At 63.0% G+C, this 24,844-nt stretch carries 34 protein-coding genes; 6 read left to right on the forward strand and 28 right to left on the reverse strand.

Annotated elements, in window-relative coordinates; genetic code table 11:
• Nucleotides 1-235: 235 nt before the first annotated feature.
• The 18 genes from FXB38_RS04340 to motA all read right to left on the reverse strand — a co-directional run bounded on the left by FXB38_RS04340 (nucleotide 236) and on the right by motA (nucleotide 13,677).
• On the reverse strand, nucleotides 236-1,144 hold the full coding sequence (locus FXB38_RS04340; RefSeq protein WP_148749538.1) for a flagellin N-terminal helical domain-containing protein: 909 nt from the start codon (nucleotides 1,142-1,144) through the stop codon (nucleotides 236-238).
• A gap of 269 nt (nucleotides 1,145-1,413) precedes the next feature.
• The gene (locus FXB38_RS04345; protein WP_148749539.1) at nucleotides 1,414-2,319 is read right to left on the reverse strand and encodes a flagellin N-terminal helical domain-containing protein; all 906 of its coding nucleotides are present in this window, start codon (nucleotides 2,317-2,319) and stop codon (nucleotides 1,414-1,416) included.
• A gap of 242 nt (nucleotides 2,320-2,561) precedes the next feature.
• Nucleotides 2,562-3,302 carry a flagellar type III secretion system pore protein FliP gene (gene fliP / locus FXB38_RS04350; protein WP_148749540.1) on the reverse strand — a complete coding sequence of 247 codons (741 nt, stop codon included), beginning with the start codon at nucleotides 3,300-3,302 and terminating at the stop codon, nucleotides 2,562-2,564.
• A complete protein-coding gene (locus tag FXB38_RS04355) occupies nucleotides 3,299-3,742 on the reverse strand; it encodes a flagellar basal body-associated FliL family protein (RefSeq protein ID WP_148749541.1) in 444 nt (147 codons plus the stop codon). Before FXB38_RS04355 ends, fliP begins: the two co-directional genes overlap by 4 nt.
• A gap of 30 nt (nucleotides 3,743-3,772) precedes the next feature.
• The gene (gene flgH, locus FXB38_RS04360) at nucleotides 3,773-4,468 is read right to left on the reverse strand and encodes a flagellar basal body L-ring protein FlgH (protein ID WP_148749542.1); all 696 of its coding nucleotides are present in this window, start codon (nucleotides 4,466-4,468) and stop codon (nucleotides 3,773-3,775) included.
• Nucleotides 4,468-5,235 (reverse strand): MotE family protein, encoded by a 768-nt coding sequence (locus FXB38_RS04365; protein WP_187434652.1) that lies wholly within the window; start codon nucleotides 5,233-5,235, stop codon nucleotides 4,468-4,470. The genes flgH and FXB38_RS04365 overlap by 1 nt, the downstream gene beginning before the upstream one ends.
• A 67-nt stretch (nucleotides 5,236-5,302) precedes the next feature.
• Entirely contained in the window at nucleotides 5,303-6,433 is a 1,131-nt protein-coding gene (gene flgI, locus FXB38_RS04370; RefSeq protein WP_148749544.1) for a flagellar basal body P-ring protein FlgI, read from the reverse strand.
• Nucleotides 6,430-6,906 (reverse strand): flagellar basal body P-ring formation chaperone FlgA, encoded by a 477-nt coding sequence (gene flgA, locus FXB38_RS04375; RefSeq protein ID WP_246229652.1) that lies wholly within the window; start codon nucleotides 6,904-6,906, stop codon nucleotides 6,430-6,432. The genes flgI and flgA overlap by 4 nt, the downstream gene beginning before the upstream one ends.
• A 13-nt stretch (nucleotides 6,907-6,919) precedes the next feature.
• Nucleotides 6,920-7,711 (reverse strand): flagellar basal-body rod protein FlgG, encoded by a 792-nt coding sequence (gene flgG / locus FXB38_RS04380; RefSeq protein WP_148749546.1) that lies wholly within the window; start codon nucleotides 7,709-7,711, stop codon nucleotides 6,920-6,922.
• Between the two features lie 17 nt (nucleotides 7,712-7,728).
• Complete coding sequence (gene fliE / locus FXB38_RS04385; protein WP_148749547.1) at nucleotides 7,729-8,058, reverse strand: flagellar hook-basal body complex protein FliE; 330 nt, start codon at nucleotides 8,056-8,058, stop codon at nucleotides 7,729-7,731.
• 2 nt (nucleotides 8,059-8,060) lie between these two features.
• The gene (gene flgC / locus FXB38_RS04390; RefSeq protein ID WP_148749548.1) at nucleotides 8,061-8,477 is read right to left on the reverse strand and encodes a flagellar basal body rod protein FlgC; all 417 of its coding nucleotides are present in this window, start codon (nucleotides 8,475-8,477) and stop codon (nucleotides 8,061-8,063) included.
• An 11-nt stretch (nucleotides 8,478-8,488) separates the two neighbouring features.
• Nucleotides 8,489-8,869, reverse strand: a complete 381-nt coding sequence (gene flgB / locus FXB38_RS04395) for a flagellar basal body rod protein FlgB (protein WP_148749549.1) — start codon at nucleotides 8,867-8,869, stop codon at nucleotides 8,489-8,491.
• An 86-nt stretch (nucleotides 8,870-8,955) separates the two neighbouring features.
• The gene (flhB, locus tag FXB38_RS04400; protein ID WP_148749550.1) at nucleotides 8,956-10,041 is read right to left on the reverse strand and encodes a flagellar biosynthesis protein FlhB; all 1,086 of its coding nucleotides are present in this window, start codon (nucleotides 10,039-10,041) and stop codon (nucleotides 8,956-8,958) included.
• Between the two features lie 13 nt (nucleotides 10,042-10,054).
• A complete protein-coding gene (locus FXB38_RS04405) occupies nucleotides 10,055-11,095 on the reverse strand; it encodes a flagellar motor switch protein FliG (protein ID WP_148749551.1) in 1,041 nt (346 codons plus the stop codon).
• Between the two features lie 2 nt (nucleotides 11,096-11,097).
• Nucleotides 11,098-11,472, reverse strand: a complete 375-nt coding sequence (fliN, locus tag FXB38_RS04410; protein ID WP_148749552.1) for a flagellar motor switch protein FliN — start codon at nucleotides 11,470-11,472, stop codon at nucleotides 11,098-11,100.
• A gap of 75 nt (nucleotides 11,473-11,547) precedes the next feature.
• A complete protein-coding gene (locus FXB38_RS04415; RefSeq protein WP_148749553.1) occupies nucleotides 11,548-11,862 on the reverse strand; it encodes a hypothetical protein in 315 nt (104 codons plus the stop codon).
• Nucleotides 11,843-12,784 carry a flagellar motor switch protein FliM gene (locus tag FXB38_RS04420; RefSeq protein WP_148749554.1) on the reverse strand — a complete coding sequence of 314 codons (942 nt, stop codon included), beginning with the start codon at nucleotides 12,782-12,784 and terminating at the stop codon, nucleotides 11,843-11,845. Before FXB38_RS04420 ends, FXB38_RS04415 begins: the two co-directional genes overlap by 20 nt.
• A complete protein-coding gene (motA, locus tag FXB38_RS04425) occupies nucleotides 12,781-13,677 on the reverse strand; it encodes a flagellar motor stator protein MotA (protein ID WP_187434653.1) in 897 nt (298 codons plus the stop codon). Before motA ends, FXB38_RS04420 begins: the two co-directional genes overlap by 4 nt.
• Before the next feature lie 142 nt (nucleotides 13,678-13,819).
• Here motA and FXB38_RS04430 point away from each other — a divergent pair, with 142 nt between their 5' ends.
• The 4 genes from FXB38_RS04430 (at nucleotide 13,820) to FXB38_RS04445 (ending at nucleotide 18,114) form a co-directional block, all read left to right on the forward strand.
• Entirely contained in the window at nucleotides 13,820-14,611 is a 792-nt protein-coding gene (locus tag FXB38_RS04430; RefSeq protein WP_187434654.1) for a DUF1217 domain-containing protein, read from the forward strand.
• Between the two features lie 3 nt (nucleotides 14,612-14,614).
• A complete protein-coding gene (flgF, locus tag FXB38_RS04435; RefSeq protein ID WP_148749557.1) occupies nucleotides 14,615-15,343 on the forward strand; it encodes a flagellar basal-body rod protein FlgF in 729 nt (242 codons plus the stop codon).
• A gap of 36 nt (nucleotides 15,344-15,379) precedes the next feature.
• Nucleotides 15,380-16,705: a flagellar protein export ATPase FliI gene (gene fliI / locus FXB38_RS04440; RefSeq protein WP_148749558.1), complete on the forward strand. Its 1,326-nt coding sequence runs from the start codon at nucleotides 15,380-15,382 to the stop codon at nucleotides 16,703-16,705.
• 773 nt (nucleotides 16,706-17,478) lie between these two features.
• Nucleotides 17,479-18,114 (forward strand): MarR family winged helix-turn-helix transcriptional regulator, encoded by a 636-nt coding sequence (locus tag FXB38_RS04445; protein WP_148749559.1) that lies wholly within the window; start codon nucleotides 17,479-17,481, stop codon nucleotides 18,112-18,114.
• 605 nt (nucleotides 18,115-18,719) lie between these two features.
• Here FXB38_RS04445 and FXB38_RS04455 read toward each other — a convergent pair.
• The 10 genes from FXB38_RS04455 to FXB38_RS04500 all read right to left on the reverse strand — a co-directional run bounded on the left by FXB38_RS04455 (nucleotide 18,720) and on the right by FXB38_RS04500 (nucleotide 23,671).
• On the reverse strand, nucleotides 18,720-19,073 hold the full coding sequence (locus FXB38_RS04455; RefSeq protein WP_148749560.1) for a helix-turn-helix transcriptional regulator: 354 nt from the start codon (nucleotides 19,071-19,073) through the stop codon (nucleotides 18,720-18,722).
• An 11-nt stretch (nucleotides 19,074-19,084) separates the two neighbouring features.
• Nucleotides 19,085-19,729, reverse strand: coding sequence for a hypothetical protein (locus FXB38_RS04460; RefSeq protein ID WP_246229654.1), 645 nt, complete (start codon nucleotides 19,727-19,729; stop codon nucleotides 19,085-19,087).
• A 168-nt stretch (nucleotides 19,730-19,897) separates the two neighbouring features.
• Nucleotides 19,898-20,200: a DNA-directed RNA polymerase subunit alpha C-terminal domain-containing protein gene (locus FXB38_RS04465; protein WP_148749561.1), complete on the reverse strand. Its 303-nt coding sequence runs from the start codon at nucleotides 20,198-20,200 to the stop codon at nucleotides 19,898-19,900.
• Nucleotides 20,197-20,640, reverse strand: coding sequence for a hypothetical protein (locus FXB38_RS04470; RefSeq protein ID WP_148749562.1), 444 nt, complete (start codon nucleotides 20,638-20,640; stop codon nucleotides 20,197-20,199). Before FXB38_RS04470 ends, FXB38_RS04465 begins: the two co-directional genes overlap by 4 nt.
• Nucleotides 20,637-20,885 (reverse strand): hypothetical protein, encoded by a 249-nt coding sequence (locus FXB38_RS04475; RefSeq protein WP_148749563.1) that lies wholly within the window; start codon nucleotides 20,883-20,885, stop codon nucleotides 20,637-20,639. The genes FXB38_RS04470 and FXB38_RS04475 overlap by 4 nt, the downstream gene beginning before the upstream one ends.
• Nucleotides 20,886-20,896: 11 nt before the next feature.
• On the reverse strand, nucleotides 20,897-21,103 hold the full coding sequence (locus FXB38_RS04480; RefSeq protein WP_148749564.1) for a hypothetical protein: 207 nt from the start codon (nucleotides 21,101-21,103) through the stop codon (nucleotides 20,897-20,899).
• Nucleotides 21,100-21,510, reverse strand: a complete 411-nt coding sequence (locus tag FXB38_RS04485; protein ID WP_148749565.1) for a hypothetical protein — start codon at nucleotides 21,508-21,510, stop codon at nucleotides 21,100-21,102. Before FXB38_RS04485 ends, FXB38_RS04480 begins: the two co-directional genes overlap by 4 nt.
• A 117-nt stretch (nucleotides 21,511-21,627) precedes the next feature.
• Nucleotides 21,628-22,062: a hypothetical protein gene (locus FXB38_RS04490; protein ID WP_148749566.1), complete on the reverse strand. Its 435-nt coding sequence runs from the start codon at nucleotides 22,060-22,062 to the stop codon at nucleotides 21,628-21,630.
• Complete coding sequence (locus tag FXB38_RS04495; RefSeq protein WP_148749567.1) at nucleotides 22,059-22,886, reverse strand: ERF family protein; 828 nt, start codon at nucleotides 22,884-22,886, stop codon at nucleotides 22,059-22,061. Before FXB38_RS04495 ends, FXB38_RS04490 begins: the two co-directional genes overlap by 4 nt.
• Nucleotides 22,883-23,671, reverse strand: coding sequence for a YqaJ viral recombinase family protein (locus tag FXB38_RS04500; RefSeq protein WP_148749568.1), 789 nt, complete (start codon nucleotides 23,669-23,671; stop codon nucleotides 22,883-22,885). Before FXB38_RS04500 ends, FXB38_RS04495 begins: the two co-directional genes overlap by 4 nt.
• A gap of 132 nt (nucleotides 23,672-23,803) precedes the next feature.
• Here FXB38_RS04500 and FXB38_RS04505 point away from each other — a divergent pair, with 132 nt between their 5' ends.
• Nucleotides 23,804-24,316: a hypothetical protein gene (locus FXB38_RS04505; RefSeq protein ID WP_148749569.1), complete on the forward strand. Its 513-nt coding sequence runs from the start codon at nucleotides 23,804-23,806 to the stop codon at nucleotides 24,314-24,316.
• Between the two features lie 29 nt (nucleotides 24,317-24,345).
• Nucleotides 24,346-24,795, forward strand: a complete 450-nt coding sequence (locus tag FXB38_RS04510) for a hypothetical protein (protein WP_148749570.1) — start codon at nucleotides 24,346-24,348, stop codon at nucleotides 24,793-24,795.
• Nucleotides 24,796-24,844 lie beyond the last annotated feature (49 nt).

The following is a 24,844-nucleotide window of genomic DNA, read 5'->3' on the forward strand; positions in this document are numbered from 1 at the left end:
TACCGGGCTTGCACCGGTACGACAGGGCGGCATCATGCCTTTGGGCTGCGGAAAAGCGCGCTCAACCTGTCGTAACGGCGGCGATAGCATGCGGAGTTTGTGCGAAGCTTGTGGCTCCGTGACCGGACCGCAATTCGAGGCGCGAAATCGCGCCTTTGACGTTCGAACAACGCAGGCCAAAATGATAAGGGCCGCGCTTCGCGAGAAGCGCGGCCCCCTCAGATGGTTTTCAGGCTTAGCGGAACAGCGAGAGGATGCTCTGGCTGTTCTGGTTGGCGATCGAGAGCGCCTGAACACCGAGCTGCTGCTGGGTCTGGAGCGCCTGGAGGCGGGTGGATTCTGCATTCATGTCGGCGTCGACGAGCTGACCGACACCGCGATTCACCGAGTCCATCAAGCTCTTGACGAAGTCCGTGTTGGTCGAGATGCGGTTCTTGACGGCACCGAGGTCGGCGGCCGCCGAAGCCACCGAGTTGATCGCAGCGGTGACCTGCGTGATGTAGCCGCTGAGCGTGGTCTGGTCAGCCGCCGAATCGGTCAGCGTGCTGATGTCGATCGTGTTGACCGACGCGCCACCGCTCACGGTGTCCAGGATACCGGTGGTGGACGAGGTATAGAGCGAGTAGTTGGAGATCGTCAGGGTGATGGAGCCGATGGTCGGCGTGCCACCGACGCGGGAGAACGACGACACCAGGTCGAAGGTCGCCGGCGTAGCCGTCGTCGTGCTCAGCCAGTTCACGCCGTTGAAGGTTGCCGCCGCGGCGGTGCCCTGCATCTGCTGCTGGATCTGAGTGACGTCGGCCTGGATCTTGGTGCGATCAATGCCGGCGGTCTTGGCTTCGACCAGCAGCGCCTGCAGCTTGGTCAGGCCACCGGTGCTGTCGCCGACAACCGCAGTGAGAGCGGTATATTCGGTGTCGACGGTCGCGGCCGACAGACCGAGCGAGTCGGAGACGGCGGAAAGCGCGGCGTTGTCCGCACGCATCGAGGTTGCGATCGACCAATAGGCGGCGTTGTCCGAAGCGGTGGCCACGCGCTGGCCGGTCGAGATCCGGTTTTCAGTGGTCTGGAGGCTGGAGCTGACGTTGCGCAGCGTCTGCAGCGCGGTCATTGCGGCGGAGTTGGTGAGAAGGCTAGAACCCATTTTGATGTCCCTTTGAAGATAGAGTTGATTTGGGGACATACCGGACTTGCACCGGTACGACAGGGCGGCCTCATGCCTTTGGGCTGCGGAAAAGAAGGCCCAACCTGTCGTAGCAGCGACCGTAGCGCGCGAAGCTTGTGCGGGGCTTGTGGCCCTGTGTCCTGGCCGCAACAGCGCAGCCGAAATTGCTGCGTGCGCGGAACGTCACATCAAACGAGAAGGGCCGCGCTTCGCGAGAAGCGCGGCCCTCCCCCAGATGGTTTTCAGGCTTAGCGGAACAGCGAGAGGATGCTCTGGCTGCTGCTGTTGGCGATCGAAAGCGCCTGAACGCCGAGCTGCTGCTGGACCTGGAGAGCCGACAACCGGGTGGACTCCTGGTTCATGTCGGCGTCGACGAGCTGGCCGATACCGCGCGTCACCGAGTCCATCAGCGACTTCACGAAGTCCGTGTTGGTCGAGATACGGTTCTTCACGGCGCCGAGGTTCGCGGCAGCGGAAGCCACCGAGTTGATCGCAGAAGTCACCTTCGCGATGTAGCCATCGAGCGTGGTCTGGTCGGCCGCTGAATCGGTCAGCGTGGAGATGTCGATCGTGTTGACCGATGCACCACCGCTCACCGTGTCCAGGATACCGGTGGTGGACGAGCTATAGAGCGCATAGTTGGCAGTGGTCAGCGTGATCGAGCCGGTGGTCGGCGTGCTGCCGACGCGGGAGTACGACGACACCAGGTCGACCGTCGCCGGCGTGGCCGTCGTCGTGCTCAGCCAGTTCACGCCGTTGAAGGTTGCCGCCGCGGCGGTGCCCTGCATCTGCTGCTGGATCTGGGTGACGTCGGCCTGGATCTTGGTCCGGTCGATACCCGCGGTCTTGGCTTCGACCAGCAGCGACTGCAGCTTGGTCAGGCCGCCGGTGCTGTCGCCGACAACCGAAGTCAGAGCGGTATATTCTGTGTCGACGGTCGCGGCCGACAGACCGAGCGAGTCGGAGACCGCGGAGAGCGCGGCGTTATCGGCGCGCATCGAGGTCGCGATGGACCAGTAGGCGGCGTTGTCCGAAGCGGTCGAGACGCGCTGGCCGGTCGAGATGCGGGTCTGCGTGGTGGCGAGTTGGGAGCTCACAGACCGCAGGGTCTGGAGGGCGGTCATGGCAGTCGAGTTCGTAAGCAGGCTTGACATTGCGAATGTCCCTTTGATGTACGCGTTACATTTTCACGAGGGGGACATACCGGGCTTTCACCGGTACGGAGGGGCGGCATCATGCCTTTGGACTGATATGGGTGGGGTCCAACCCGCCGTGCCGCATTGCTAGCACGCCGAATCTTGCTTCCGGATTAAGGCGGGCTTGAATTCCGCAGCAAAATCATATGGTTAATATTACTCTTCGCTAACCATAACCGGCCGCCTGGCGATCACCGTTGTTATGAGAACGACCGCACCAGTCCGGAGGCGAGCAGGTTCCAGCCGTCGATCAGCACGAAGAACAGCACCTTGAACGGCAGCGCGAGGATCGACGGCGGCATCATCATCATGCCCATCGACATAGTCAGCGTCGCCACGATCATGTCGATGACGAGGAACGGCAGGATGATGAGGAAGCCAATCTCGAACGAACGCCGGAGCTCGGAGATCATGAACGCCGGGATGATAACGCGCATGTCGATGCGCTTGTCGTCGAACTTCCTGCGAAAGCTTTCCGCGGCGAGCGATTCGAACGTCTGCAGGTCCTTGTCGCGCACATGCGCCAGCATGAACTCGCGGAACGGATCGCTGATCTTCAGATAAGCCTCTTCCTCCGAGATCTCGTTCTTCATCAGCGGCTGCACGCCGGTTTCCCAGGCGCGATCGAAGGTCGGCGCCATGACGTAGAAGGTCATGAACATGGCGAGGCTGATCAGCACGAGATTCGGAGGCGTCGTCTGAAGGCCGAGGCCGGCGCGTAGGAAGGAGAGCGCGACGGCGAAGCGCGTGAAGCTCGTCACCATGATGAGCAGCCCCGGTGCGACGGACAGCACCGTCAGCAGCGCCATGAGCTGGATGATGCGGCCGCTGGTCGAGCCGTTGCCCGGCGGCAGCAGCGAATTGAGGTCCGGAATCTGGGCGAACGCTACCTCGGGCAGCACGACCAGCAGCGATGCAAGCAGCAGGACTCTCAATTTCACTGGATCACCAACGTCTCAATGATCAATTCGCGGACTTTGCCGGACGAGCGGATGCTGGCGCGTTCGGACAGGTCGTCGCGCAGATGCTGGAGCCCGCGCGTGCCTTCGAACTGCGTGACCGAGGCGGACCGCAAGTAAGTGACGATGTCCTCGCTGATGTGAGCGGCCAGGATGCCGGCATCCTCGTCGCTCATGCTGTCGGTCACCATGGAGGCCTCGACCCGGGCCCAATTGTTGGCCGGCGACGCGAGATTGGTCACGATCGGAGACAACTTCCGGAGCCGCGCGCTGCCGGCGTAGCTCGACGCGACCGGCGGCGGGGTGGCCCCCTTCTTTGCGTCGGCAACGCGCTCGGCAGCGGCAAACAGGTGCAGGCCCGCAAGCGCGCCCGCGCCGATCGCGACCAGGGTCAGCACGACGATGGCGGCAATCAGGCGCATGACGCCCCCTGCTCCCACGACGCGCGAGTCTCAGAACGGTGCCACGGCATCATAGATCCGGTGACCCCATCCAGGTTGCTGCACGTCAGACAGATTTCCGCGACCGCCATAGGCCACGCGTGCCTCGGCGATCTTCTCGTAGGAGATCGTGTTGGTTCGCGAAATATCGCGTGGACGCACGATACCGCCGACGTTGAGCACGCGCATCTCCGTGTTGATACCAAATTCCTGCGACCCGCTGATCATCATATTTCCGTTCGGCAACACGTCGGTGACGACCGCCGCAATGGAAAGCTTGATGTCCTCGGAGCGGTCGATCTGGCCGTTGCCCTTGATCTGGGAATTGGTGTTGAGGTTGGCGTTGGCCTGGCCCTTGTCCTGCCATCCTGCGACGTCCATCAGCCAGTTCAGCCCGAACTGGATCTGCGAATCGCGCGCGCGGTTGGTCTTGTTGTCGAGCTTGGCCTTGTCTTGCATCGAGATGATCACCGTGACCACGTCGCCGACGCGCCGGGCGCGGGGATCGCGGTAGAGGTCGGTGCCGTCATCCCAGGTCGAGCGATAGCTGACGGGCGTGCGCATGCGGGGCGTCACCGGGATCGGTTCGGCCGGCGTCCTCAGGCCGCTGCCCACGGGCGACAGTTTCGGGCCGGTCAGGATTTCTGCCGGATCATGGGAGCATCCGCCAAGAAGCACGAGCGACAGGAGGAGGATCGGCTTCTTCATTACTTGGTCTTCCCGTCATCCGCGCGACGCATTCCACCGAGCAGGTCGGCGAGATGTGCTGCGCGCCCGGTCTCCATCTCGTTGAAAATTGCGCTCGAACTCCTCGGGCTGAGCTTTGCGAGCACCGCGGCGGCCGTCTCGTCCGCCATGCCGGCGATCTGCGTGGCGGCAGCGTCCGGCTTCATGCGCGAATAGATCTCGACGACGCTCGCTTCCGCTTTCTTCAGGAAGTCGTCGCGCAGCGCCATCCACTTCTCGTATTCGGCGCGCTTGGCCTCAACTTCGACGATCCGCTCCCGCAGCAGGCTCTCAGCCTTCTCCAGCTCTTTCAGCTGCCATGCGAGCCTGGCGTCGACGGCGGGATCGGCCACGTTGCTGCAGAACAGCGCAACTTCGTTGTCCCCAGGCGCGGCAGCTTGAGCCGGCGCCGGCTTCGGCGGCGCCGCGACGCTGCCGGACTTCGCCGGACGCGTCGGCACAGGTGCGGGGGCCGGTGCCGGCGGAGGAGCCTCTGTCGGGACCGCTCCCGTGATGGCGGGACCCGAATCTTCGGCCGCCCAGGCTGTTGCCCTCGAATTATCGCTCGGGACCGACGTCGCCGGAGCGTGCGGCTTCTGCGGGCCGGGCGCGCGGGCACGGGCGAAGGAAAGTAAATTGAGCGGCTTCGACGACTTCTGCTCGTCCAGCGCCAGCGCGGGCGAAGCGCCCGCGAGCGCGAACATCGCGGCCAGGAGAAGAAGTTGCGCTATGTGGTCCAGCTTCAGCATCGGATCGCGTGCGATTCTCGGTCGAGACCAGAGCATTGAGCGACCAAGCTTGCACGACGCTTGTGCATCATTGCACGATGACTTCAGCCTGTAGCGCGCCCGCCGTCTTGATCGCCTGGAGGATTGCGATGATGCCGGACGGCTTCAGTCCGATCTGGTTCAGCCCGCGCACGAGGCGCTGGAGGTCGACACCGCTCAGGATCGCCACCTGCGACCCGGCCTCGTTGGCCTCGACGATGGTCTGGGGCACCACGACCGTCTGGCCTTGCGAGAACGGCGCCGGCTGCGACACCACGGGCAGCTCGGTGACACGGACGGTCAGATTGCCGTGGGTGACGGCGACAGTGGAGATTCGCACGTCGCGACCGATCACCACCGTTCCGGTGCGTTCGTTGATCACTACCCGCGCCGGCGTGTCTGGCTCGACGGTGAGTTCGCCGATCTCGGCGAGGAAGCGGACCGGTCCGACATAGCGTGGCTTGGACAGCACGATGGTCCGGTAGTCGCGCTCGAAGGCGATCTGGGCGCGATAGCGGCCGCCGGCATAGCGATTGACGGCGTCGAGGATTCGCGTCGCAGTGACGAAATCGGGGTTCTTCAGCTCGAGCACCAGGTATTCCATCTCGTGCAGGCTGCCCTGCACCTCGCGCTCGACCAGCGCGCCGTTCGGAATGCGGCCCGCCGTCGGCGTGCCCTGGCTGACGTTCTGGGCCTGGCCTCCGACGCTGTAACCGGCGACCGTGACCGCACCTTGTGCCACTGCGTAGACCGCACCGTCCGCCGCGCGCAGCGAGGTCATCACCAGCGTGCCGCCGAGCAGAGACGTCGCATCTCCCAGCGACGATACCGTCACGTCCATCCGCTCGCCCGGTCCGATCGACGGCTGCAGGTCGGCGGTCACCATCACGGCGGCGACGTTGCGCGTGCGCAGCGTCGTCGGCCGCGACGGATTGTTCGTGCTCGTCGTCTCGTTCCGGACATTGATGCCCATGTTTTCGAGCATCGACTGCAGCGACTGTTCCGTGAACGGCGCGTTGCGCAGGGTGTCGCCGGTGCCGTTAAGGCCGATGACGAGGCCGTAGCCGACGATCTGGTTTTCGCGCAATCCCTTGATGTCCGCGATGTCCTTGATGCGGACGGCGGCCTGGGCGCTGGCGGCGGAAACGATGAGGAGAAGCGCGATCAGGACTCTGGTCATGACCCGTCCGCGACCTTGACCGTGCCGTCCGGCTGGACGATGGCCCTGATCATCACGCCCGTGTCGGTGTTTCGCACGGTAATGAGCGAGCCAGGCGCACCGGATTGCATGGCCGCGCCGTAGGTCACGATCGACAGGCCAGAGTCTTCAACCACGACCTTGACCATGGCACCGCGGGCGATGGTGAAGGGATCCTCCACCGAATTGGTTGGAATCGGCTGGCCCGGCAGCAACGACCGCCGCGCCATGCGGCCGACCAGGACCTGACGCCCTTCGATGAACATGGCGACGCCGAGCACGTTCGGCGCAAAGACGCGCTCAGTGATCATGTCGTCCCTGATCAGCTCACCGGCGCGGATCGCTATCGCTGGCACGGGAAGCCGCCGCTCGTCTGCGGCGGCGGGCCGCGCGGAGACGAGAACCAGCAGCGCGGCGGCCAACCCGCGCGCGATCAGGCCCACCCTGTTCAACATCGACACACCGGAACTAGCGACTGAGATTCTTCGATACCGTCTGCGCCATCTCATCCGACGCCTGGATGACCTTGGCATTCATCTCATAGGCGCGCTGAGCCGAGATCAACTCGGTGATTTCCTTGACGGGATCGACGTTCGAGGCCTCGAGATACTGCTGGTTGATCTTGCCGTAGCCGGCATCGCCGGGGAGACCGACGACCGGCGCACCTGATGCCGTGGTCTCGCGATAGAGATTGCTGCCCAGCGGCTCGAGGCCCGCCTCGTTGGCGAAATTGGCAAGGTTGAGCTGGCCGATCTGACGCGGATTGACTTCCGCGTCCAGCTTGGCGAACACCTGCCCGGTCTGGTTGACGGTGACCTGCACCGTTCCCTGCGGCACCGTGATGTTGGGATCCAGCAAATAGCCGTCCATCGTCACCAGCTGGCCGGTGGCGTTGGTGTTGAACGAGCCCGCGCGGGTGTACTGCACCTCGTTGTTCGGGCCGAGCACCTGAAACCAGCCGCGACCGTTGATCGCGAGGTCATATGGGTTGCCGGTCTGCGTAAGCGCGCCCTGGATGTGCAGCTTGCGGATTGCGGCCGACTTGACGCCGAGACCGAGATTGGCGCCTTCCGGAATCGGCGAGGCGCCGTTGACGTTCGCAACACCCTGCATGCGGTCCATCTGGTAGAACAGATCGGTGAATTCCGCACGTGCACGCTTGAACGACGTGGTGTTGATGTTGGCGATGTTGTTCGCGATGACTTCGATATTGGTCTGCTGGGCATTCATGCCCGTAGCCGCGATGGCGAGCGATTTCACAGCGTGATTCCTTCAGATCAAATCGACATACGAACGACTTCTTGGTAGGCCTGCACGACCTTGTCGCGGACCGCGACCGCGGTCTGCAAAGCCTGCTCGGCCGACATCAGCGCCTCGACGACTTTCCGCGTCGACTCCTTGCCCTGTATCGCCGAGATCGACGCGCTCTCGCCGGCCTTCAGCGTGCCGATCGCGTCCGTGGTCACCTGCTTCATCACGGAGTCGAAGCCAACGTCGTCGCCGGCCTGAACCGGGGACGTCGCACTGGGCGCAATGGTCTGCGTCTCGGTGATGCGGGATGCCGCCTGCCCTGCGGTGATTGCAGTGGATGAAATCGCCTCTAGCATTGTCAGCTCCTCAGAAGATCGATGGTCATGCCGAGCATCGATCTCACCTGCTTCACGACCTGGAGATTGGCTTCATAGGACCGGTTGACTTCCCGCATGTCCGCCATCTCGATCATCATGTTGACGTTCGGCATCTTCACGTAGCCGGCCTTGTCGGCCGCGGGATGGCCCGGATCGTACTCGACACGGTAGGGCGTGGTGTCGACCCCGATCTCCTTGACCTTCGCCAGCTGCGTGCCCGAGGCACGATCCATTGCGGCATCGAAAGTGATCGTCTTGCGCTGATACGGATCTGCACCGGCGGTGCGCCCGGTCGAGCTCGCATTCGCGAGATTTTCCGAGACAACCCGCATGCGCGACGACTGCGCTTCGAGGCCGGAGCTTGCGACCGTCAATGAAGCCTGTAGAGCGTCCAGCATGTCAGTTCACCTCAGGTCTTCGCGCTGGTCAGGATCATGCGATTGAACGATCGCACTATCGCCGAGTTCATCGAATAATCGCGATTGACGTCGCTACCCTTGATCATCTCCTGCTCGAGACTGACCGAGTTACCGGAGTGGACGACATCCCAGCTATCCTTCTTCGCGGTTGCTCGCGTGTCGGTTTCGGCCGGGGAAAGCTGCATATGCGTGGGCGACGTCGTCGCGAGCCTGACCGGCATTCCGTCAAGCACCTTGTTGAACGGCTCGACGTCGCGCGCCTTGAAACCCGGCGTATTGGCGTTGGCGACGTTGGTGGCGATGGTCGACTGACGAAGCTCGAGCCAGCGTGCCTGCGACGATGCGAGCTCGAAGAGAAAAAGCGGTCCCACGACAGCCCCATTTATGATTCATTGGAGAGAACCCTAGGGCGTTAAGCTTTCGTCAAGCTGTTGCGCGAAGCACCATCCTCGTCAGTCTACTGAACCTTCTCGGGCCGCGGCGTTTGCTTCGACTGCAGGAAGTAGATGATCTCGGCAACCGGGCGGAAGAACTCGGCCGGGATGACCTGATCGACCTGCACCGCTTCGTAGAGCGCGCGCGCGAGAGCCTTGTTCTCGATCACCGGGATCCTGTTCTGCTCGGCGGCCTCGCGGATCTTCAGCGCGATCACGTCCATGCCCTTGGCCACCACGAGAGGGGCCGGGTTTTCGTCGCGGTTGTAGCGCAATGCGATTGCAAAGTGCGTCGGGTTCGCGATCACCAGCGTCGCGCGCGGCACGGAGGCGATCATGCGTTGGCGCGAGCGGTCGCGCGCGAGCGAGCGCAGGCGCGCCTTGATCAGCGGATCGCCCTCGGCCTGCTTGTGCTCGTCCTTGATCTCCTGCTTGGTCATGCGCAGCTCACGCCGCCAGCGGAAGCGCGCCCAGGCGAGATCGATTGCGACCAGCACGATCGTCGCGATGCAGATCGCCGATACGATCCGCATCGCGATGGTGAGGATCATCTCCGGCAGCGCGACGGGATCGGTATACATCGCCTCGAACGCCCTTGCCTCCGACGATCGCAGCACGAAGCAGACGACGGCGGTCACCGAGGCGAGCTTGAACACCGACTTGGCGAACTCCACGAGGCCCTGCGTTCCGAAAATGCGGCTCCAGCCGCTGGCGGGCGAGATTCGGGAGACGTCGGGCAGGATGCGCTGCAGCACCAGCTGCGGCGCGTTTTGCAGCAGCGACGCGGCGAGCCCGAACACCGCGATGATCACGACCAGCGGCAACAGGAATCGCAGCGCCTCGAGGCCTACCACGGTGAGAAGATTCAGTGCGTCCGCCGCGGTGCTGAGCGGGAAGCCGTCGGGTTCGTCGATAAAGCTCTTCAAGGTCGGCGTCAGTCGCTGCACGCCCTGGCCGATCAGGAACGCCTGAATCACCATCAGCGCCGCCATGGTCGCGAGAATAGACGCCTCCCGAGAGACCGGAATATTGCCCTGTTCGAGCGCATCGCGGACTTTCTTCTCGGTCGGCTCTTCTGTTTTGCTCTCCTGGTCGGATGTCTCTGCCATGCCAGTTCAGCGGTCAGCGGAAGACCAGCTCATCGTCCTGGTCGGGATTGAGCTCGATTTCACCCTTCTCGGCGAGGTCGAGGGCGAGGTCGGTGATGACGCGGCGCGCCTCCAGCACGTCGCGCTGGTTCGACGGCTCGCCGATCGCGAGCTCGTGCTCGACGACGCGACGGACGCGCGAGGCGACCGCGGACAGGATCAGTTCGCGGAAGTGCTTGTCGGTGCCCTTCAGCGCGACGACGATACGATCGGTCGGCACCTGGTCGAAGATCATGGTGCGCGCCTTCGGCGCCAGGTTGACGACGTCGTCGAAGGTGAATAGCAGCTCCTTCAGCACTTCGGCCGACTTCGGCCGCTTCTCCGACAGGCTCTTCAGCATGTCCTCGATATGACCACGCTCCATCTTGTTGATGATGTCGGCGACACGGGCGTAGGTGTCGGCGCCGAGGTTGCGGGCGAAATTGAGCGTCAGGTCTTCGTGCAGCGTCTTCTCGAGGACCTTCATCGCATCGTCGACGATCGGCTTGAGGCTGAGCACGCGCCGCATCAGCTCGTTGCGAAGGCTCGACGGCAACTGGCTCATGACCTTGGCGGCGCAGGACGGCTTGACCTTGGACAGGATCAGCGCCGCGGTCTGCGGATGCTCCTTGGAGAGGTAGGTCGCCAGCGAGTTTTCCGAGACCGACGAGACGCGGTCCCACACCGACCGGCTCGAATTGCCGAGCAGGTCCGACATGATCGCCGAGACCTGGTCGGCGGGAAGCACGTCGCCGAGCACGGCTTCGAGGCCACCGAGGGTGCCGAGAATGTTGGCGCCCATCGAGAACTGCTGGGCGAACTCCTCGACGATCGACTCGAGTTCCTGCGCCGTAATCGGCCGCAGCTCAGCCGCGGCCTTGGTGACGATCCGGATATCCTGCGGCTCGAATTGCGCGAGCACGCTCGCGGCCGCCTGCCGGCCCATGGCCAACAGGAGCGCCGCGACCTTTTCCGTTCCGCCCAGCGTGGCAACGCCTCGCTGCTTGATGGGAGCGATGCCGACCTGTGCCGCCATGGTCAGGAATCACCCTGCCCCAGAGGTCCGACGATCTCGGTCAGCGAGACACCGAAGCGCGAATTGTCCTCTTCGACGACGACCACCTCGCCGCGGGCCACGACGCGGCCGTTGACCACGACGTCGACGGGCTCGCCGACGCGGTGATCCAGCGGAACCACGGCGCCGCGGCCGAGCTTCATCAGATTCGCCACAGGGATGGTCGCCGATCCCAGCACCACCTGCATGGTGACGGGAATGCGCAGGATGGCATCGACATTGGCGAACTTGCCGGCCTCCTCCGCGGTGCGCGCGGCGATCTCCGCCAGCCGCTCCAGCGGAGACGTCTCGGCATCATCGGATGCGGGTGCTGACTCGTAGTCGAAGGATCGCGCCATTTGTTATCGCCTCTTGGTATTTCCGCTCCCGGAGCGCCGCGACGTTCCGATCTGTCCGTTCGGCCCGTCCCGGCCCTAATGCTTGTTGACCTCGGAGCCGTTCGCCGTCGCAGCAGGCTGGAGCCCGGTCCGCGCGTCGAGCGCCGCAATCGCTTCGTGAGCCTGGTCGATCTTCGTGCTCAGCACGCTGGCGAGCCGGCCGAGATTTGCCGTGGAATCATGCGCCGCGGTGATCACAGTATCGAAAGCGCCCGCGGTCTCGTGGACGATGGTCGAGAACTCGCCCTGATAGTTGCGCAGCCGCGCCAGCTCACGGTGCATCCGGGTCACCCGCATGCTGGTGAACGCCAGCGCAATCAGCAGCACGGCATCAACGAGATAGGATATCATCGACGAACTCCCGCTTCTGATCGACGGGATCTGCCACCTGCATGGCGTAGTAGCCGTCAAGCTGGCCGATCTGGCACCAGAACAGCACCTGGTTGTTGCTCTCGAGCCGCGCCAGCGTGCGCGGCGTGGCTTCGAGCTCGAGCACCTGTCCGACCTTGAACTTCACGACGTCCTCGAGGGAGATCATCTTCTCGTCGAGCACCGCGCTCAGCGTCACTTCGGTGCGGTGAACCTCGCTTTCCATCTGCTCGCGCCAGCGAGGGTCGGCCGCGCGACCGTCGCTGACGACGACGTGGGCGAGCTTCTGCCGCAGCGGGTTGAGCGCGGAGTGCGGGACGATCAGGAACATCTGACCGCCGCGGTAGAGCGCCTGCAGCATGATGTTCGCGCAGATCGACATGTTGCCGCTCCGCCCGATCGCCAGCGACGCCATGGCGGTCTCGACCCGCTCGACACGGAAGGTGACGTTGGAGGTGCCGGCGAAGGCGGTTTGCAGCGCCTTGGCGAACCGCTCGAACAGCGCCTGGACCAGGCGAATCTCGATGTTCGAGAACGAACGCTCGACGTCGAGCGGCGGCTCGGCGCCATCGGAGCCGAACATCGCCTCAACCATGGTGAACACGAAATCGCGGTCGAGCACGATGATGACGCGGGAGTCCCACTGCTCGGCGTAGAGCACGGCGGCGACCGCGTTGCCCTCGTAGTCCTTGATGATGTCGCCGACGCGATCATTGACGATGCCGTTGACCGAGAAATAGCAGGGCGTTCCTGCCATCGGCTGCAGGCTGTCCGTGCACGATGCTGCCATGCGATCGAAGATCACATTGAGCATCGGCATGCGTTCGATCGAAATTCCGGCTGCATCCAGCAGGTAGTTCGGCAGCTGCTTCCGCTGATCGATCTCGACGTCCTCCATCGTCATGCGCGTGCAGCCTTGGGTTCAGCGTCGGTCACGACGGCCTTGGGACCTGCGATCGTCTCGTTCTCGACGACGTCGATCGACGGCCGCTCGCTGCTCGCGATCATCTTGCGGCCGTGCTCGACGGCGATCTGCGGCATGGCGCCGTTCATGAACGCCAGCAGCGTCTGCTTGACGATGATGTAGGGCCGGCACTTCTTCTCGCGCGTCATCTTGATCTTCAGCGCGAAGGGCGAAATGATGCCGTAAGACAGGAAGATGCCGGCGAAGGTGCCGACCAGCGCCGCGCCGATGAAGCCGCCAAGCAGCTTCGGCGACTGGTCGAGCGCGCCCATCGCCTTGATGACGCCGAGCACGGCGGCGACGATGCCGAGCGCCGGCAGCGCCTCGGACACCACCACCAGCGCGTGATAGGGCGTCAACTTGCTCTTCACGATGGTGTGGATCTCCTCGTCCATCAGCGCCTCGATCTCATGCGTGCGCGCGTTGCCCATGATGATGAGGCGAACATAGTCGCAGATGAACTGGAGCAGGGACGCGTCGCCGAGCACGCTCGGGAACGCCTTGAAGATCTCCGAGGCCGAAGGATCGTCGATATGCGCCTCAACCTCGTTACGGCCCTTGCCGCGCAGCTCGCGCATCAGCGCATGGAGCGCCCCGAGCAGATCGAGATAATAGCGTTCGCCCGGCACCGCTCCGGTGATGGCCTGCACGCAGGCCACCCCGGTGTCCACGACCGTCTTCCACGGATTGGCCACGATGAAGGTGCCGACCGCGGTGCCCAAGATGATCACGAATTCCCATGGCTGCATCAGCACGGCCAGATGGCCGCCCATGGCGGCAAATCCGCCGAGCAGTGCTGCCACCGTGATGAAAATTCCCACGAAACTGAGCAACGCGCCACTCCATCGCCGATCCCATCGGGAATATCTAGTCGGCGACGCTTGCGCGAAGCTGGCTTCAGCATGGCCAGCCCCACGCAAGCAATTCGCGGCAGCTTGAGGCGATGTCGCAATAGCGGCCAAAGGGGCGCGTGCCATGCTATCCACGATCGCGGATTACACCAGACTGACCAAGGACATGAGCAAGTCGCTCACGCAGGTCGCGGATGAACCGGACGTGAGCCGCGACACCGACTACTTTCTGAGCCATATCGGCAATGTGAAGACGATCGACGACTTCCTGGGCAACTATCGGCTCTACTCCTACGCGATGAAGGCCTATGGCCTCAGCGACATGACCTATGCCAAGGCCTTCATGCGCAAGGTGCTGACCGAGGGCGTCTCGGCCAAGGACGCCTTCGCCAACCAGCTCAGCGACAGCCGCTACAAGGAATTCGCCACGGCCTTCAATTTCGCCGCCAATGGCGCCAACGCGACCTCGACGACCGCGGCCACGACCGGCACGGCGACCCAATACGTCACGCAGACGATGGAGCAGAACGCCGGCGACCAGAACGAGGGCCTGCGGCTTGCGCTCTACTTCACGCGCAAGGCCTCCTCGATCACGAGCCCCTACCAGATCCTCGCCGACAAGGCGCTGACCCAGGTGGTGCAGACCGCAATGGGATGGTCGCCGACGATCTCTTCGTCCGATATCGACATGCAGGCCAAGATGATCACGGACAAGATCAATCTCACCGATTTCCAGGACTCGACCAAGGTCACCAAATTCGTGCAGCGCTTCGCCGCGATGTGGGACGCGACCCAGGCCCAGAGCGACACCTCGACCAACCCCGCACTCGTCCTGATCACCGGCGCGTCGACGTCGTCGGCCAGCATGGACGCCGGCTTGCTCACGACACTTCAGAACATCAAGTTCAACAGGTAAACCATGCAATCGGCTCTTTATGTGGGATTGTCGGCGCAGGTCGCGCTCGAGAAGCGCCTCCAGACGATCGCCAACAACGTCGCCAACGTCAACACGTCCGGCTTTCGCACAGACGTGGTGAAATTCGAGACGGTGTTGTCCAAGGCCGCCGCGAATCCGGTCGCGTTCTCCTCGCCCGGCGAGAATATCATCTCGCGCGAGCAAGGCAGCATTACCGAGACCGGCAACCCGCTCGACGTCGCCGTGGTCGGACAGGGCTGGATCGCCTTCGCCGGCCCCAACGGCACGGTCTATACCCGCGACGGCCGGCTCCAGATCGCCGCCAACGGCGACCTTCAGACGGTGTCGGGCTTCCCCGTCATCGATTCCGGCGGTGCGCAGATCTCGCTCGACCCGAACGGCGGGCCGGTCTCGATCTCGCGTAGCGGCGCGATCACCCAGGACAACAATGAGATCGGCACCATCGGCCTGTTCAGCATTCCGGCCGATGCCGATCTCGACCGGTACGGCAATTCCGGCGTCACGCCAGACCGTCCCGCGACCGCCATCGGCGATTTCAGCCGGGACGGCTTCAAGCAGGGCTATGTCGAGGGCTCCAGCGCCAACCCCATGATGGAATTGACAAAGCTGATGTCGGCCTCGCGCGCCTTCGACAGCACCAACTCGCTGATCGAGGGCACGGAGAGCACGCTCCGGAACGCAATTCAGACGCTGGGCGATCCCAGCAAGTAGGCTGCGCGTCGCGCGTAATTTGGGTGGACGGTTTCCTTGAACGCTCTTCGTCAACTTGAGTGGGCGCTGCTCGAGCTCCAGCAGAGTACGCCGCTGGCAAGCGTCAGCGGCGCGGTCTCCGAGATCGCGCCGACGCATTTCCGCGTCTCCGGCCTGTCGCGCGCCGTCAAGCTCGGCGAGCTGATCGGTGTCAATTCCGGGGGCAAGCCCCAGATCGGCGAGGTGGTGCGGATCGACAGCGACGGCATCGTCGCAAAGCCGTTCGACCGGCAATTCGCCGGCGGGCTCGGCTCGGTCGCCTACCGCATGCCGGCATTGTCGTTCGCGCCGGATCCGAGCTGGAAGGGCCGCGTTATCAATGCGCTCGGCGCTCCGCTGGACGGAATGGGCCCGCTCACCCCGGGATCGCGGGCGGTCTCGGCGGAGAGGGAAGCGCCGCCGGCGATGAATCGGGCGCGCGTCCACAAGCCGCTGCGCACCGGCGTTCGTGTCATCGACCTGTTTGCGCCGATCTGCGCCGGCCAGCGCGTCGGCATCTTTGCCGGCTCCGGCGTCGGCAAATCGACACTGCTCGCGATGCTCGCCCGCAGCCAGGGTTTTGATACGGTCGTGCTGGCGCTGGTCGGCGAGCGCGGCCGCGAGGTGCGCGAATTCATCGAGGACGTGCTCGGCAACGACCGTAACCGCTCCGTCACCATTGTGTCGACCGGTGATGAAAGCCCGATGATGCGGCGGCTGGCGCCGAAGACGGCGATGGCCGTGGCCGAATACTTCCGCGACCGCGGCGAATCGGTGCTGCTCGTTGTCGATTCGATTACCCGTTTCGCCCACGCCGCCCGCGAGGTCGCGCTTGCGGCCGGCGAGCCCGCGGTGGCCCGCGGCTATGCCCCGACGGTCTTCACCGACCTGCCGCGCCTGCTGGAGCGAGCCGGGCCCGGCGAGGAGGGCTCCGGGACCATCACCGGCATCTTCTCCGTGCTGGTCGACGGCGACGACCATAACGAGCCGATCGCCGACACCATCCGCAGCACACTGGACGGGCACATCGTGCTTTCCAGGCACATTGCGGACCAGGCGCGCTATCCCGCCGTGGATGTGCTGGCCTCGGTCTCCCGTCTCGCCCACAACGTCTGGGACCCCGAGGAGCGCGAATTGGTGAGCAAATTGCGCACCCTGATCGCCAAATACGAGGACACCCGCGACCTTCGCCTGATGGGCGGATACCAATCGGGACGTGATTCGGGGCTAGACCAGGCCGTCGACATGGTTCCGAGGATCTACAACGCGATGCGGCAGGACGCCTCGGCGTCCCCAAGCGGCGATCCGTTCCGCGAGCTCAGGGACATGCTCAAGGGCGATTAATCAGGGGGCGCGCTTCGCGCCCGCGCTCTCGCCCTGCTCGTGGTTCTCGGCAGTCGATCGCGCATGGCGCCCCGCTTCCGGCGCATGCGCATGCATCGCCGCCACTGGCCTGGGCATCAACCATCCGGATGAGCAGCGCGGGCAGCGGCGAAAGCGACCGAACGCATGATTCTGCGATCGCGGCCGAGACAACCGGCGCGTGCATTCCTTCCGAGTTCCCCTGGCGATTCTCCCGGCCCATCGCACAAGCCTGTGGATGACATGCCGATGCACATCGTCGTCATGCACAAGCTTCGATCAACTTGCATCAACGACGAACAACAACATGCCGTGCAATTAAACCGTCGTATAGTTGCGTGCATGCTGCCTGCGGAGCAACGTATTGTGTTCACTATCATGTGTCCCGAACAGCGAGATTGTCTTGAACGTTACATTCGCCTGCAGCGACATCCGGTCTTCACGAGTGTCTCTACTTGATTTTGTTGATAAGCTCATTCATCGTTTCGGTGGAACATAAGAAACGTCTGCGTGTGACTTGAACTCAGGGGCTTCGGTTGTACAACTCCGATCCATCGTCCGGCAGTGACGGCAGCTCGGGCCTGCGTTCGACGACTCTGCAGTTGGCATGCCGTCGGCAGCAGCGTTTCTCGCGCAGTATCCTGCCGTGCTCATCAGTCCAGGTCATGTGGGACTCTCGCGAGACATTCGTGCGCCATGGTGGAAAGCGGCTTCGGGGCGCCGCACACGCGATTCCCGGGGCGAGGTAGGAATTTATGCCGTTGGCACGCGAGGCCGTCGAGCTGCTGGTTCAGGCGGCCAGAGCCTGGTACTTCGAAGGCAATCAACACGGGTTGCGCGATCGGGAATGGATGGCGCTGCGCTTCCTCGGCCGCGCCAATCGCTTCTCGCGCACGCCATCCGCGCTCGCCGGCTTCATCGGCGCGACCAGGGCGACCGCATCGCAGATCGTGAAGACGCTGGAAAGCAAATCCCTCCTGGTGCGGAAACCGTCGCAGGAAGACAAGCGTTCTGTCGTGCTCCACGTCACCGCGCAGGGCGAGAAATGCCTGAGCCAGCACGATCCGATCAATCACGTCGTCAATGCGGTCAGGGCACTCGAGACCGACGATCGCCTTCACCTGCGCGACTCGCTGCGCGAGGTTCTCAATCATCTCGACGCAGCCCATCAGCGGCTCGATGCCAGCATCTGCCGCGATTGCATGTTCCTGGCCGAGCGCAGCCCCGGCACAGGCAAGGGACGCGCCACCGCCGAGTTCATGTGCCGGCTCTATCGCGCGCCCGTCTCACTCGAGGAGACGGAGCTGCTCTGCACCAGCTTCGAGCGCACCCGTGACCGCCCCAAGATCGAGGAGCATCTCGATCGCGCGCGGGTGGCAAGCCGGAGTTGAGGCAGCCGCGCGCGGCTACACACCGTCATTGCGAGCGCAGCGAAGCGATCCGGAATTCCTCCGCGGAAAGACTCTGGATTGCTTCGCTGCGCTCGCAATGACGGAGTATGAGGCAACGGCTTCGCTCTTCCGGTTCGCATTTTGAATCGCAGATACGCCTTCGCGTCCTCGCGGCTGATTTCGCCCGAGCTTTGCTTCGTCGCGCCCCCTCTTGTCCGAGAGGGCGCAGGGAAGGCCGGGTGCTGACCTCGCACCCGCGGTCTGCTGCGCGAATGTGTAGCGCAGGAAAACCGCACAGCAGCATACAGGTGGCGCCAATCACTCGGCCTTCCCTGCGCAGTGGTTTGACGGCTTATGCCGTGCTCTCCCGGGAGCCGAGTTCGTTCTGGCCTCCCTCGCCTCGCAGATTAGCGATGCGGTTGACCCGGTTGGGCGCTCCACATCTCCGCGAAAGCTTGGCCGTAGCGACGACGGCCAGGACCACACGGTCTGTAATCAAGAGCGGATATATACAGCAATTTCAATGCTTTCCGCCAACGAAAGAGGCCCGCTTTTGCCTGCGGGCCCCGATCCTGCTGCAGCTCAGCTATATAAAGGCTCTGGCCTCATCTGGCCTCGCCTGAGCTGCCTTGAGCCGTTTTGGCCCGCTTGCGCGGGCTCCTCGCTGGCAGCGTCTCCTGCCAATCCACAATTTCGTCCTCATACCAGATCGGCTTGTTGGGCGTGATGTAATGCGCGCTCGGAAAGTCCTTGCTCTTGATCATGCGCTTCAGCGTTGACTTGCCGACCGGCACCAACTCCAGCACCTGATCCATCGTGAGCATGCGCCGCGCTTCACCTCCTGTTTTTGTCTCACTCATTGCTGCAACTCCCGCCTTCCTTTGTACGCGGCCCCAGGCGCGGGTTAGATCAAGATGATGATCGATATCGCTCGCCACATAGATCACATCCATGGTCATCGCTTTTCCCCCTAAGCTGGCACCAGCCCCATCGCCCTGTCGTATTGAACCTGCAGCTCGGCGACTGCTTCAGCACCATCGCGCTCGGCCATCTGGCGTAGGCTCGGCATGCCGGTCGAGATCGACGCCATGATCTCGTCGCGGGTCGCGGTGCGGCCCTCGGCGAAGAACTCGACCTGCACTGGCTCGCCGACATTGAACAGCGCGCCATTGCCAGCCTTGAAGATCGTATAGCTCTGCGTCGTCCAGAGCATCGTCACGCCTGGATTCCTGCGCAGCATGATGCCAGCCGGCGCGAGATGCTCCGGCATGTCCTTTTCGTTGCGGCGCATCTTCGGCTGCGTCAGGAAGGGGCAGCTCTGCACCGCATAGAGCGCACACTTGCGATGCGACGGCGGTTCGGCGCTGACCCGATTGACGGCGCACATCGGCCCGATCACGAACACCATGAACTTGCCGAGCGGCTGACCGCACAGCCAGCATCGCTTGTGCCGCACGCAGATCACCACCTTCTCGCCGTCGAATCCGCGAAACTCGGGCTCACCGTTGACGTAGGGCACGAAGAACGGAACCGGATATCCTTGCGAGTTGAGCGGCAGGCGCTTCATGCGATCAGGCAGTTCCAGATGCCGGATGCGCTGGTTCAGCTCACGCATTACAAATCTCCCTATCCATCAGCCCGCGAGGTTCGCGCGGACTTCAAGCGATGCATACCGCACCGCGGATCGCAGGCCGCGCCAAAGCTCGGCAGCAACTGCCCATGCCAGCACGACGGCAGAGCCGAGCCGTCAAAACCGAGCGCACGAACATCTGCTTGCCGGTCATCATTCGCCGTTCTCGTCATCGAGCGCACGCAACAGATCAACGATCTGCTGAAAGCCGAGCTTGCCGATCCCGTCGAGCTTGCGCAGCCGATTCGGGCCCGCTGCCTTGAGCTGCTCGATGGTGGTGATCCCGGCATTGTCCAGCACATGCAGCACGCGCGTCGGCAGCTCCAATGCATTGCGCTGATCTGGTGCTTTCCACCATGCGCTATCGGCGGCGGCGCGCTCGGCGAGCGATACCAGGGTGGTGGCTTCAGTGGTCTGCTGGCTCATAATCTCCTCCACTTCGGTGATGAACGTCATGCTTGGCTTGCTGGTAACAGCCCCAGCTGATCGGCGCGCTCGGAGACCGTGCGGCCATCAGCTGTGAGCAGAAAAGGAAGGAAGACCGCATCGAACGACAGGATGCCGGTCTCGATGGCCATGATCTGGCCCTTGACCCAATCGCGCAGAATCGAATTGATCGCGACCTGACCCTGAGCGAGGGCCTTCTCGTTATGCTGCTCCTCGCCGCCCTTGTGGCGGTAGTTGTAAGGATGTTCTTTCAGATACAGCGCGGCCCAGCCTTTGGCGTTGGCGCGCAGCTGCATCTGGCGGCCCCGGTGCTTGAAGACGAGCAGGACCTCGTGCTGCTGATAATCGTCCATGAAGCCGATCTGCTCACAGCCGAATCGCCGCAGCAGCCGCGTGATCTCATCGCGGGCCGCAACGCCAGAGATTGCTTTCGCATAGGGGGTGCTCATTGCGTCAGCTGCCTTGAATGCATGGCCAGCTTCAGGTGCGTGCGAAGGACATCAAGCACGGCATCGATCTGGCCCTCGCCCTCGGTCATATCCATGACCTGGTTGCCAAGCAGAGACATCAGCACCGTCATGCGGGCATCGTTACTGATTGGGGCCAGTGTCGTGCTGATCATCGAAAGGGCAAGGCGCTGTCCGAAACTCACATCGCGCCACTGGATATCAACGATGGTGTGGAAGGCAGCCATCGGCGCCGATCCTATTTTTGCGCCAGCTGCCGCTTTGCAGAGGCGATCAGTTTCTTGGTGGCCCCTGCGGTCACCAAGAGCTTCAGGGTATTGCGCATCTGCAGAAGCCGCTCGGCTTCCTTGCGCTGGATCAGGCCGACCAAGCGCGGGTTGTCCTCGCGCGCCAGCTGCTCGATGCAATACCAGAGACCGAGCTTGTGCTTGATCCCGTCCGTCATCCCGCGCGCTGTTCGATCAGCTGATCTAGCTCCTGCGCGATCTTGGCATTGACCTCGTCGCCGCGTCTCGCTTCCGCCTGGACGGCAGCACCAAGCAGATACAAAGCGGTGATATCAAACCTGACCTTGGCGGCCCGCTCCAGCATCAGCTGCTCGACCGTCTTGGAATTTTGCCGCGTGTGCTCCAGCTGCCCAACCCAGTCGGTGGTGACCTGATCGATGCTCTTGAGCAGCAGGTCATGCGTCTTCTGATCAAAGGGCTGCACCGATGGCGGCATCGGCTCCTCCACGCGGATCACGGGCTCGCGGGCGGCGATACGCTGCGCATCGCGCGCTGCCAGCTCCTCCAGCTCCTCTAGTTCAGCGATGGCTTGCGGAAATTGTTGCTGTCCATTCATCTCAGGCATTGCTCGGGTCCCTCTATCGGTTGTTTTTGTTTGCCTTCGGCCCGCCGTCCCTCCCAGGGCTGGGGCGCAATGGTTCAGACGGCGGGCCTCCGGCCACTGCAGGGCGTGACATACGGGTCACGCTGGCTGCAGCGAGATCACTTCGGTCAAACGCTCCCGCTCGGCGACGTCGGTAATCTTCGGCAGCAGTTTTGAAATGATCACCTCCCTTGCTTCGCTCCAGAAAAGATGCAGCTCGTGATCCTTCATCGCCGTGCGCGACATCGAATTGATCGCGACCACCGAGGTGCCGAGCAGCTCGCCGAGCAGCTGGAAATTGCCGGTCGCGACCAGCAGCTCGGCGCGGACCTTCTCGGGGGTGGTATGCAGCGCCTTGGCGATGGCGTTGATCGTCCCCATGATGCGGCGATGCTCGACCATATCGCGGTCGTGCAGGGCCTCGATCTCGATCACATGCGCGGCGAACGGCTCGCCGCTGCAGAGATCGCGATGGAAGTCTTGCGCCTCGGCATCGAACGGCTCAAAGCCGGTCGGTGTCAGCACCAGTCTCATTTTGTCAGCTCCTCATGCTTGGCATCGACGTTCTTCTCGAACAGCCGGAACAACTGCGGCTTGGTGTCCTTCAGCTTCACCAGAAGCTCGCCGTTCAGGCTCATCCATTCGTCCCACTCGGTGGTGCTCTTGCTGTGGTTGAGGTAGCGCTGCATTGGCTCGACGAAGTCGGCCCATGTCTGGCCCTCGTGCATCTCCAGCTGGAAGGGATCGACGTGATCGACAATCTCGCCAGTGTGCGGATCGCGAAGCTCGTCCATCGAGCGCGGCGCTGGCGCGGGCCGAGCTGGCGGGCGCGGCCCATTGCCATCGTCATCGTCACCGATAGCGAGGTTGAACATCATCACCAACAGCCCGCGCTTGCCGTAGGAGATCGCCGACATGGTGGCGTGCGTGCGGGTCATCATGTCCTGACCGCGAATGCCCTGCGTGACGATGGGCATGTCCACCTGAAAGCGGCGCTGGATCATCCCGTTTGACAGCATGCCGACGACGCGGATCATGTTCGGCTCACCCATCGGCTCGGTGTTGAACTGGATACCGAAGCCGTGGCTGGTATAGATCGGGCGAATCTCGCCATCGAGCCGCGCAAAAGTCGCGTACCTGCTTTTGGTCTGCGGGTTGTTGGCATTGGTCGAGATGGTGCTCATCTCGGCTTCGGCTCTTGCCAGCGCCTCGTTGAACTGATGATCGGCGTTGCGCTGCTGGCTGGCTTCCTGCATCGCGACCAGGCGCTCCAGCTTGTCCACGTCGAAGTTCGGGTCTATCGCAGCCCGCTCGATGACGCTGTGATAGTCGCTACTGGCTGGCAGATTCGTATTCATGCGGCCCTCCGAGTGATCGCGAGGTTGCCTCTGCGGTTGCGGGTGATCTGGAAAGCGCCCGCGAAGACCTTGCCGACATCATCGGGGATCAGGTCTCGCGCCGCCTTGCCCATCTCTGCGTGAAGCGCCGCTGCCGTGGCGGTGTCGTCAAAGCTCTGCAGGAAGAGCAGCAGCTCGCTTGACCAATTGGTCGGGTTGGACACGACATCGACGGTGCGCCATTTCTCGGGCGGCGGCGGCGCGGGCGGGATCGGATAAGGCGGCGTCAGCGAGCGCAGGCAATTCAGGAAAATGTCGGCGCGCTTCATCAGCTCGGTCGCATAGTCGCCGTCAAAGGGGTGCTCGAAGTCGAGCGGCTCGCTGGTGCCCTGCGCGACCAGCAGCGCCGCGCGGCTCGCGCCGGTGCAGAGGCGTTGCAGCATCGTCTGCGGATAGTAGCAGGGGATGAATTCTTCTCTGCTTCGATGCGGCGAGAGAAATTTCACTTCGATGATCTGGTCGAGCGCAGCAATGTATCCATCGAGCTTGGCGCAGACGTCGGCGACGAGGGGATGGGCGACGACTTCACCGCGCCGCGTGATCGGAAGACCGAGCTTGTCCTGATACCAGTCCAGAATCAGCGGCTCCATATGCGAGCCCGCCTGCATGGCCCAGTTGGTCGGTTCGGGCGCAATCTGGCCTGACCGGACTAGGTAGTGCTGCACCCACTCTTCTTCGCCACCGTTCATGACGACGTTGGCGCTGGTGCCGGTGAATTTTCCGAGCTGGTAGTCGAACTCAGACATACGGACGTCCCCCTGCAGCTGCGCAGGCACGCATATTCCAGCTTTTCAGTGAAGACGCTGATGGGCCGGGTTTAGGCCCTTCGCAATTGATTGTTGCTTTTTTCTTCCCCTGCAGTGGCGTCCGTATCCGCCGTGACTGCAGTGATCAGCGAGCGGCAATTTCAAAACAGAAATTGCTTGTTCGTCAAGAACAATTCGCTCAGAAATTTTAAGTTGGCTGCTGTTCCCGCTGGCCAAAATGGCCACCCTAAATTTAATGTTTTTCAATCTGAGCTAAGTTGGACTTTGCTGGACTTCCGTGGACCGCAACATGCAGCCGCGCGAGGCCAGATCAGCTCAGGTCATCCGTTTGATCAAATAATTTTTAAGAGCGAGCATGAACCCATCATGGCTCGCCGACTGCAACCTCTCTGGACGTTCAACGCCGTGCTGAAAGTTCTCGGCGGGCCGGTCGCTGTCGGCCGCATGCTCGGCCAGAGCTGCGCGGCCGTCTGCAATTGGCGCTCTTACCACGGAAAATTTCCCTGCAAATATTACTGGGACCTCAAGGCGGCGCTAGCTGACGAAGGCTACTTCGCGCCGATCTCGCTCTTCACTTTCCACGCAGCCGACAACAAGAACGACAACATCGATCAGGCCGCTTGAAGCAATTCAGCGGGCGGGAGGGAGCCGCCATGCGTCAGCTATCGCTTTTCAAAGGCCGTAAGCAGCGCGGCATCGCACCCCCGCCACCGCTAGAGTTCGCAACCCACGCCACGCTCGCCGACATCTGCAAGCGCTGGATCAACCCGCAATGGAAGTTTACGCATCTGCCGCTCGGCGAGCATCGCGAGCATCGCATCAACGAACGCACCGGCAAGCGCTACTCGCCATCAGGCCAGCGCCTGCAGCGCATGGGCGTCAATCCGGGCTGGCCCGATTTCATTTTCGTCGGGCCGGAGCAGCAGGTCTTCTGGCTGGAGCTGAAGCGCTTCAGGACCGGAAGACTCTCCGAAGATCAAAGCGGCGTGCTGGCGCATCTCGTCGCCTGCGGCTTCGCCGTGCTGGTCACGACCTCGCTGGATGATGCGATCGAGACTCTGAAGCAGGTCGGCATCCTGCGCTCCAATTTTGCGGTGCAGTGATGTCAGCGACTATTCCCCGCGATGGCCAAAATGGCCATGGCCAAGATGG

This window comes from Bradyrhizobium cytisi (assembly GCF_008123515.1).
In the GTDB taxonomy this organism is placed as follows: domain Bacteria; phylum Pseudomonadota; class Alphaproteobacteria; order Rhizobiales; family Xanthobacteraceae; genus Bradyrhizobium; species Bradyrhizobium cytisi.